Annotated in this window: 7 protein-coding genes; 4 read left to right on the top strand and 3 right to left on the bottom strand. The window is 65.7% G+C overall.

Annotated features, from left to right (window positions below; translation table 11 throughout):
* Positions 1 to 1,275 precede the first annotated feature (1,275 nt).
* The 3 genes from AB0917_RS32340 (at position 1,276) to AB0917_RS32330 (ending at position 3,035) form a co-directional block, all read left to right on the top strand.
* The gene (locus tag AB0917_RS32340) at positions 1,276 to 2,106 is read left to right on the top strand and encodes a hypothetical protein (protein WP_339155161.1); all 831 of its coding nucleotides are present in this window, start codon (positions 1,276 to 1,278) and stop codon (positions 2,104 to 2,106) included.
* Between the two features lie 175 nt (positions 2,107 to 2,281).
* Positions 2,282 to 2,413 carry a hypothetical protein gene (locus AB0917_RS32335; RefSeq protein ID WP_364623572.1) on the top strand — a complete coding sequence of 44 codons (132 nt, stop codon included), beginning with the start codon at positions 2,282 to 2,284 and terminating at the stop codon, positions 2,411 to 2,413.
* A gap of 454 nt (positions 2,414 to 2,867) precedes the next feature.
* A complete protein-coding gene (locus AB0917_RS32330) occupies positions 2,868 to 3,035 on the top strand; it encodes a hypothetical protein (RefSeq protein WP_366823273.1) in 168 nt (55 codons plus the stop codon).
* A gap of 121 nt (positions 3,036 to 3,156) precedes the next feature.
* Here the strand turns inward: AB0917_RS32330 and AB0917_RS32325 are convergent, their stop codons facing one another.
* From AB0917_RS32325 to AB0917_RS32315, 3 genes are all read right to left on the bottom strand, one after another.
* The gene (locus tag AB0917_RS32325) at positions 3,157 to 3,363 is read right to left on the bottom strand and encodes a hypothetical protein (RefSeq protein WP_364623575.1); all 207 of its coding nucleotides are present in this window, start codon (positions 3,361 to 3,363) and stop codon (positions 3,157 to 3,159) included.
* 993 nt (positions 3,364 to 4,356) lie between these two features.
* Positions 4,357 to 4,536: a hypothetical protein gene (locus AB0917_RS32320; RefSeq protein WP_029181939.1), complete on the bottom strand. Its 180-nt coding sequence runs from the start codon at positions 4,534 to 4,536 to the stop codon at positions 4,357 to 4,359.
* A gap of 232 nt (positions 4,537 to 4,768) precedes the next feature.
* A complete protein-coding gene (locus AB0917_RS32315; RefSeq protein ID WP_366823272.1) occupies positions 4,769 to 5,497 on the bottom strand; it encodes a hypothetical protein in 729 nt (242 codons plus the stop codon).
* 240 nt (positions 5,498 to 5,737) lie between these two features.
* Between AB0917_RS32315 and AB0917_RS32310 the strand changes: the two genes are divergently transcribed.
* The gene (locus AB0917_RS32310) at positions 5,738 to 7,711 is read left to right on the top strand and encodes a TOPRIM nucleotidyl transferase/hydrolase domain-containing protein (protein ID WP_366823270.1); all 1,974 of its coding nucleotides are present in this window, start codon (positions 5,738 to 5,740) and stop codon (positions 7,709 to 7,711) included.
* The last annotated feature ends 387 nt before the right edge of the window (positions 7,712 to 8,098 follow it).

Below are 8,098 nucleotides of genomic sequence, written 5' to 3'. Positions count from 1 at the left end.
GGGGGGGGTGGGGGGGGGGGGGGCGGCCCCCCCCCCCCCGCGCCCCGCCCGGGGGCCGGGCGGGGGGGGGGGGGCCCCCCCCCCCCCGGCCCCCCCCCCCCCCCCCCGGCCGGGAGAGGCTTGCCCGCAGGGCTGTGACCTGCGGGGGCCAGGAATCGGGTCAGCAGCACATTGTGACGTCGACCCGTCGCCGGGAAGCTCGGGGCGCGGCCCGGTGACGGGTCGACGTCACGGTGGCCCGTATCTCCTCCGGTTGTTCGCGTGGAAGGCGGCGGTGGCGCCAGGCGCGGGTGCGGCAGGTGCCGGAGCAGTAGCGGGCGTCCCTCCGGCGGCGCCCGCCGGGCAGGACCGCTGCCGGCAGACCGGGCACAACAGCCGCTCTAGCGCCTCGATGTCGCCCCGGATCTCGGCTTCGGCGGTCAGGACGCCGACCGTGATGATGCGCCCGCTGGTCTGCCGGTCGCGTCAGGCCTGGGCGCGGCAAGGCACCGGAGCAGTACCGCCGCCGGGCCGGTCCGGCCCGGGGAGGGTGGGCACCGCACACCGCGCACATCCGGGAGCGTCCCACCCCTCCAGCGTCCGCCCCTGCGGCCCGGGATGCTCCCGCAGGGCGTCCTCCTGGCCGTGCTCCTGGCGGTCGTCCGCGTCGTCATCCCGGACACGTACAGGGGGTGCTGGTGACGTACTGGTCGGCGGCGGCCGGGACCGAGAGCCGGCCCTGGGCGGGTTGCACCGGGTGGGGTCTCCACGGTTGTTTACGCAGGTGCGCCCAGAGTTGCACCGGGCGTTGCACCGGAGGTGTGAACCCCCGGATCCGCGGATCGTCCGTTCCTGCTGGTCAGACCTGGTGGGCAAGCCGGGTGAGCGCGCCGACACCTCTAATTCGTTAGTAATTAGAGGTTCTGGATCTCTGAGGGGCCCGTGGCGGCGTTGTTCGGCCCGGGGCAGGACGTGTGTGGGCCGGTCGGTGCCGTGGTGACCCCTACGACACCTCCGACCGTGCGAGGTCTTGGTAAAGACCGGTGGCGCTGGGCGCCGGCCGGGGAGAGCCGGCCGCAGCTGTCGGCCGGTCTGGACGCAGTGCTGGCCGCCCGCCAGCCGACAGACGACCGTTGGGCTGGAAGGCAGGGCGCGCGCGATCGTCACAGGACATGAGCTCACCCGGAGCTCTCGGCTGAGTTAGAAATGAAAGGCACCCCGCAAACCGTCAACTCAAGGGCCTTCAAGTCGCAAATCTAGTTGGACACACGACGCATCTCGTGGCACTCTGTGCGCATGGAACTGACGGAGAGCCAGACGGGGGACGCCGTAGAGGGAGGGGGTGTTCCTGCCGGCCCGAATCAGGAAAGGACGATCGCGCTGTTCCTCAAGGCCTCGGGCCGCAGGAATCACACGGTCCCGATCCGGAGGTCCTTCCTTCAGCTGCCGGGTCCGGGGGCGAGGGGGCCGGCGCCGATGCAGGTCTTGGTGTCCCGCAAGCAGGAGCGGCCTCTCGATGCCTATCTCCTGTTCGCTGCGGTGTCGACCGGGGAGGACTTCTCGGTGACCGAGTGGTCCACGTCGTGGGCGCGGTCTTTGGGCATCTTTGAGGAGAAGACCGGAGGCGCCGCCGTGTCCCGGGCCTGGAGGGTGCTGAGGGAGCTGCGCATCGTCGAGACCTCGCGGGGCGAGGGGCGCAGGACCAGGGTGACCAAGCTCAAGGAGGACGGCACGGGTGCGCGCTACACACCGCCCGGAGCGACCGGATCCGGAGTCTCCCCGGAGCGGTACTTCCAGCTGCCGTTTGCGTACTGGGAGGACGGCCTCAACACCAAGCTGAGTCTGCCGGGCAAGGCGATGCTCCTCATCGCCTTGAGCTTGCGGGCCTTTGAGTTCTCCCTGGTGCACGCCCAGATTTGCGACGGGTACGGCATCAACAAACAGACCGTGGCCAAAGGCATCAACGACCTGATCGAGCACAAGGTCATCGACGTGTCGGGCCAGCAGTGGTACGAGACGCTCCGGACCAGGTCGGGTGTGAGCCAGCGTCCGCTCTACCAGTTCGCGGATCGGTTTGTTCAACCCGGGATCTCCCGGATCACCCAGCCAAAGAACTCCAAGCACTAGCTGGAGATCCCAAGACCGCACCGCCCCGCGGCGACCAAACCATGTGGAGGCGGTGCGGTCTCAGACGCCGGCCGACAGGCCGGCAGATCGGTAGAACATGTTCACTGTACGCACTACCCTCGGCCATCCTCTTTCCCCCCGTCGGCGTCTGCCGCGCGCTGTCCTAGTCATCCTCGTGCTGTTCGTCGTGTGGCTCATCGACCCCGTGTACGTCGAGAGCATCGCGATGTGGGTCGGCCTGATCGCGGTGCTGCTGCCCGTCGGCGTCCGGCGGGCGGTGGAAGGCCCGCAGGCCGGCTACTTCTGATCTAGTCAAAAGCCCGGCATGGCGAAGGGAATCCTCCGCGTGCCGGAAAGGAGATGTGCAGCGGCGGCGTGCGTGGTGGAACGAGGCCGCAGCCTCCTGGCGGGACGACCCGCCAGGAGGCTGCGGCCCTGGTGCGGGCGAACTGCCGGTCGGCGGGGAGCTGGTGGTCGACGAGGCTGGGGGAGTATGTCGGTGGGAAGAGCGCGTTGCGCCGTCATATCGCTGGCCCTGGGGCTGGCGATGACCTTGAGCGGGTGTTCCACTGCCGGTACCTCGGCCCTGGACACCGACGGGCTGCCGGGCGTCTGGACCGGGAGCGGCGGCGGCCGGGTCGAGTTCCACGCGGATGGCTGGTTCAGCATGAAGGGGATTCCCGCCGAGTCCATCGCATTCACCTGGAGCGAGCCGCGGAACGGGGCGACCAGGGTCTCGGGTGCGGGAACCTGGGAGCGGCATGACGTCGACGAGGACACTGCTCCTGATGATCGACGCCGGCGGCTCATTCCCGACCGACGAGGAGGTCGCCAGCCTCATGGTCGCCGAGGACGGTCCGCCGCAGGTGTTCTTCTTCGGCACGAACGTCGACAAACCGTACGGCTACGAGATCAGAAAGAACTCGTAACCTCGCCCAACGACTCGGTACACACACCGGGCATGGAATCCGTCGGTTGCGAGCCCGTGTGTGAATGGGGGCGCCGGTGACATCGGATGGGCATCACCAGGGATGGGAGAGCTCTTCCTGCTCAGAGTGCACCGCAGTAGTGATCTTGGCTGTCGCGCGGTGACCAAGTTGCTGCCGCCGGATGCCCATCGTGGGGATGGCCGGCTGCCATGGGCTTGCCTGTTTGCGTGGTGGCGTTCTGGTACTGGACGGACGTGATGTCGTCGCCGCCCAGGTCCATGTCGAAGCCCGCGTCACGATGGGCGCGGATCTTCTCCTCCTCCTTCACCTTGGTCTCGATTACGCCGGGTCCACCACCACGTGGTCGGTGGACTGGACCGTCAGCGGGCGACGCCCAGACCGTCACGCTCACCACCATCCGCCGGACCGCCTGGACGGCCCGGGGCTCCCGGCGGTGGTCCGGCCCGACGCCGGAGGCCGCCGAAGAGCGTCCGGCCGGTCGTGGTGAGTGCGGCGCCAACTCACCACGGCTGGTCAGAGCGTCCGCGCCGCCGGACTCACCACGCCACCCACCACGGCAGCCGACTACTCACCAAGGTGCCCGCGGGGACTCACCACGCCTGGGTGGGACTCACCACGCCACTCACCACGGGGTGGTGAGTGGGCCGGGTTACCGCCCGCGGCGGCTGGGTCCGGTCTCGCGTTCCGCCGGCTCCTCGCGCCCGACCGCTCGCAGCTCCTTCGTTCGGCCCGGTCCCGAGGTTGCTATGAGGGTTGCTAAGGGGGTTGTCAGGGGGGTTGCTAAGGGGGTTGCACACCCGAGGTTGCTAAGGGGGTTGCGCTCGTCCTGGTTGGCCTCTCCCGTTTCCCCAGGTCAGGCAGCGATTTCGACGTGGTGAGTGGTCAGACTTCCTCTTCTGCTGCCCTTCCTGCTCTTGGTGTGGTGGGGGTATGGGTGGGGGCGGTGGCGGACTCGGAAGCCGGCGGGGCGCTGCGCTGGCCGTGGCGTCGCGTCGGTCCGTGGCCGCCGCGGCTTGGGCGTGGGGCGGCCGGTGGCGGCCCTCAGGGCGTCGACCGGACGCCACGGCCCCCCTGGGGCTCCCGGGCGCCAACGGGGGCCTGTACAGGCGGTCAGCCGGTTTCAGGTACAAGATCCCCTCAGGGCGGGGTACGGGGAGTCTTCTCTTCGCTCCTACACTTCCGTAGCGTGTGCCAGCGTGGCGAAACCCGCCGTCAGTGGAATGAGAAGACGGGTTCCGCCACCAGTGAAGGACACCGCAGGTGGGCCCCCGAGTGGTGAGACACGAGGGGGCTCGCCGCGTTAAGCGCCCAGAACCTTCGCGAGCAGTTCAGCGAGTTGCTCGCCGGCTCCGGTTGCAAAGCCGATCAGCAGCGCGAGCATCGTCATACTGACGAGACCCTGCCGCCTCCTGCGGTCCTCCCGGCCCGTTGCGTTCTCGGACGCAAGGTCCTCCTCGTTCTTCTCGGAGCCGGTAGGCATGAGCAAAAGAACACCTCCCAATCGGTCAAGTGACATGTCGGCACCCCAGCAGCAACGGGCGGTGTCCGGCCGCGTTCCTGACGGATCGGGACCACGCATCGCTGCGGAAGTGGATGTGACAGTAGCCCCAAACGAACCGTCAGCTCAGGGCTCTAACAGACGACTTACCTGCCGGTAGCGATTACCCTGACGGTTACGCGTCCGCGCGCGCGGGAGGCACCTGTGACGCAGCTCACTTCTTCTTGCGCTTTCGACCCGGTTTCGAAGTCTTCTTCCAGGGTGTTTTCGGCAACCGCGCCACCTCACCCACCCCCAGCCCAACCACCGCAGAGCGCACCGGCCTCACCCGGAAACCGTTCTTCTGCATCACAGCCGTACGCCTCCTCTCCCTCTGCGCAAGCCACTCAGCACGCTCGGCCGGCGACAGATGCTGAGGCGGCCTCCTACGCTTCCCCCGCCGCGCCTGCGCGACCTCCCGCTGCCGCGCCGCCTGCTCCAGAGCCTGCAACGCCGACTCGAACCACCGATCAACCGTCTTCGCGGTGTACCCGGTGATGTCAGCGAACTCCCGAGCGGAAAGCCCCACCTCCATAGCCCGCCGCACCGACGACCGCGCCCTGGCCGAGATCTTCAACTCCGTCAGCGACATACGACGCCGACGCTCCCCGATCCGAACAAGCCGCTCCTGCGCCCTCTCAACAGGTAAGCCCCGCACCTCGACTCTTCGCTTCGCCACCCAGCGCGCGACGGTCTTCGGGGTGTAGCCGGCCGCGGCGGCCGCTTCCTCGACGTTGATCCCCGAGGTCACCGCCTCCACAACATGCCGTCGAACCTCCTGCAAGTACCTCTGCTCCGCGCACCGGAATCTGCTGCGGCGCCGGTTGATGCGCACCAGGTAGACGCGCAGCTCACCCGCCACCTCTGCCTTTGTCTTCCCGTGGCTGTACGGACCCTTGACCATGCCCCCCCAATCAGCGATGGGGGCATCCTGCCAACGGGGGCCCCGCGGCAGAGCCGTATACCTCCAACTGCAGCCAGGCGAGCTCGCTATCGAGGCGCCGTAGCCGGCACCCATCCTGCGGCGTGCGGACGGAAGAGATTGTGCGGAGAAAGCTCGATGGATGACGAGCGTGGCAGAGCATTTTTGAGTGTTTCTCTGCCGCTCTGACATGATGCCGCTTCAAAGGGGAGGCGGGGACCAGTGAAAATCACGCGTATCAACGCAAGTCGGTTCATGTCATTTTCTACGCTTGACTTGTCGTTGGATGCAGGTACGACGGTGGTGACTGGCCCCAATGCCGTGGGCAAGTCGAATCTGGGACGGATCGTAGACGTGGCTCGTCTTGTGGTGGCCTCGCACGCCGGTTCGGCGGTCCAAGATCGGCTGGACCTGTACGCACGAGCTCCTCGGCATGGAGCTCGCTCTTTTCGACTGACCCTGGACATTGAGATGGACCAGCCCTGGGAGCAGGAACTTGTCGCCACCTTCATCTGTGCCGCCTATGCGTCAGGCAGGGATGTTCGGATGGCACACGGCCGCGTACAACCAGTGTGGCGGGACCAGGACGCCCGCCGACGCCTGGTCCCCGAAAGCGCGCACCTCTTGCTCCGCGGATCCCTAACAGTCGACTACGACGAAGGATCACAACCTCGCTGGCGGGCCAGGTGGCACCACTCTGCCGAAGACCCTGAGTCGGCCTGGAACATCGATCTATTCGGCGGGAACACAGTATCGCGCGCCACCGGTGAGACCGCAGGTAATAAGCTCAACTTGCAGGGCGCCTGGATTCGCGTATTTCCTGATGATGAAATCAATCCTGGGGCTACAGGTCCCAAGCTTGACTTCATGAAAATCTTCACAAGCCTCAATCATCCAATTAATCTGCAAACAAGTCCACACGACACCCAGGCGCCTATCCTGAACAGCGTTCGGGACCTTCACACACTTCTGGGCTGGGATATAAACGAGCCGCGCCAGGTGAGCTTCACTCAGGTTCTTAACGCCGTTCTTCAGCGTGGGATTGTACTGACTGACAACCGCCGGTTGCCGCTGGACCGCTCGTTCAGCCTGCTGAGTGTGGGAAGACAAGCCGATCTCCAAGACGGCAGTCAGGTCCCTGCTGAGCTGTACCGGATCAAGAACGGCCCGCTTCTCCTGAGACAGCGCTACCAGCGAATCCAAGACAGATTTAAAGAGCTGGTAGGCACTGGATTCGACGTTCAAGCGACTCCCGATCCCGAGCAGCCGGGAAATCTATTGATCGATGTCACAGTTTCTGAGGGCGACTATGAATACCCGATCGCGTTCTCAGGTGCCGGCAGACAAGAAGCACTATTCCTCAGCACCATTCTTGTTGGGGACCCCGGACGCGTCATCGTCCTAGACGAGCCTGGTGTCCACATCGAACCCACCCTTCAACGTCGAATCGCTCAAACAACCCCCGACGAAACTCAGTGCCTGATCATCACCCACAGCGCCGACCTGGTACCTGTATCAGCTCCCAACGACCTGTCCCGCATTCTGCGCCTTTCTCTCTCACTCAAAAGCGGCAGCAGTGCCCATCGCGTGAGACAGCTTGACCCTAGAGAGCAAGCGCGCTGGTTGCAGGTTCTAGGTTTGCGTGACACACGCGCTCTGCTCTTCTGTGCCGGCGCCGTGTTGTGCGAAGGAGCAACCGAAATCGGAAGCTTGGGCACATGGTGGGAAGGGAGCAGACATTCGCCGAGCAGCGCTAACATTGCGCTGATCGACGTTGGAGGCCATACAGCGTTCGGTCGCTATATCCAATTCCTTGAGGCCTTTAAAATCCCCTGGGCTGCCATCGCAGATGGTCCGGCCCTCCATCCGGGGAGTGTCTTGCATACACAGCTGAAGGGGCAATCACTTCTCACCGCAACAGAACCCGACAGCGCGACACCCGATTTCGGTGAATGGAAGGGATTTTGGAGGAGTAATGGAGTATTTAGCGTGGCTGACACTTTCGGAATTGGATCGCATGACGGAGAATTCGAGGCTTATATCGAGCAACTGAATCCGCAGCTAATGCAACAGCTCAAGGCGGAACGAAGTAAACCTCGCCTAGGGGCCGCATTCGCTAATCAGCACCCCATCCCCGACGAGATCTCCAGTCTCTACAATGATATCCGAGACCGACTGATGATTCCTACCCCATAACAATGTGATGCGTGCCCCCTCGGGAGCTCCGAGTTTCCGGAGGTTTGGCCTGGTTCCGCCAACTCAACATGCTGCATCATCTGATGCAGCCCTCTCTCCCTCGGCCGCGCCCACGACCTCGTAGCCAGCCCGGCCCGCGCTAGCGGGCCGTTGGTCCTGGAGGCGCAGCCGGAGGGGCCGTTGGGTGGGGAGCGCAGCGGACCGGCCCAACCCGGTGCGGAGCAAAGCAGAGAACCGGTCAGGCCTTGCGCAGCAAGGCTAGGCCTGGGAGCGCAGCGGACAGGCCGTCACCACCCAGGCGCAGCCTGGGTGGTGGGCCCGGTCTGCGCCGGCGACCTGGTGGTTGCCGACGAGGATGGCGTGATCATCATTCCGGTCGCCGCTGTG

This window comes from Streptomyces sp. NPDC007346 (assembly GCF_040703535.1).
GTDB lineage: Bacteria > Actinomycetota > Actinomycetes > Streptomycetales > Streptomycetaceae > Streptomyces.
Note: the sequence above shows the minus strand (reverse complement) of the source record. Positions and strands in the feature narration are given on the sequence as shown.

Excerpts from the sequence above, each read along its gene's own strand:
- AB0917_RS32340 (WP_339155161.1), top strand. The coding sequence starts at position 1,276 with ATGGAACTGACGGAGAGCCAGACGGGGGACGCCGTAGAGGGAGGGGGT.
- AB0917_RS32330 (WP_366823273.1), top strand. The coding sequence starts at position 2,868 with ATGACGTCGACGAGGACACTGCTCCTGATGATCGACGCCGGCGGCTCA.
- AB0917_RS32320 (WP_029181939.1), bottom strand. The coding sequence starts at position 4,536 with ATGCCTACCGGCTCCGAGAAGAACGAGGAGGACCTTGCGTCCGAGAAC.
- AB0917_RS32315 (WP_366823272.1), bottom strand. The coding sequence starts at position 5,497 with ATGGTCAAGGGTCCGTACAGCCACGGGAAGACAAAGGCAGAGGTGGCG.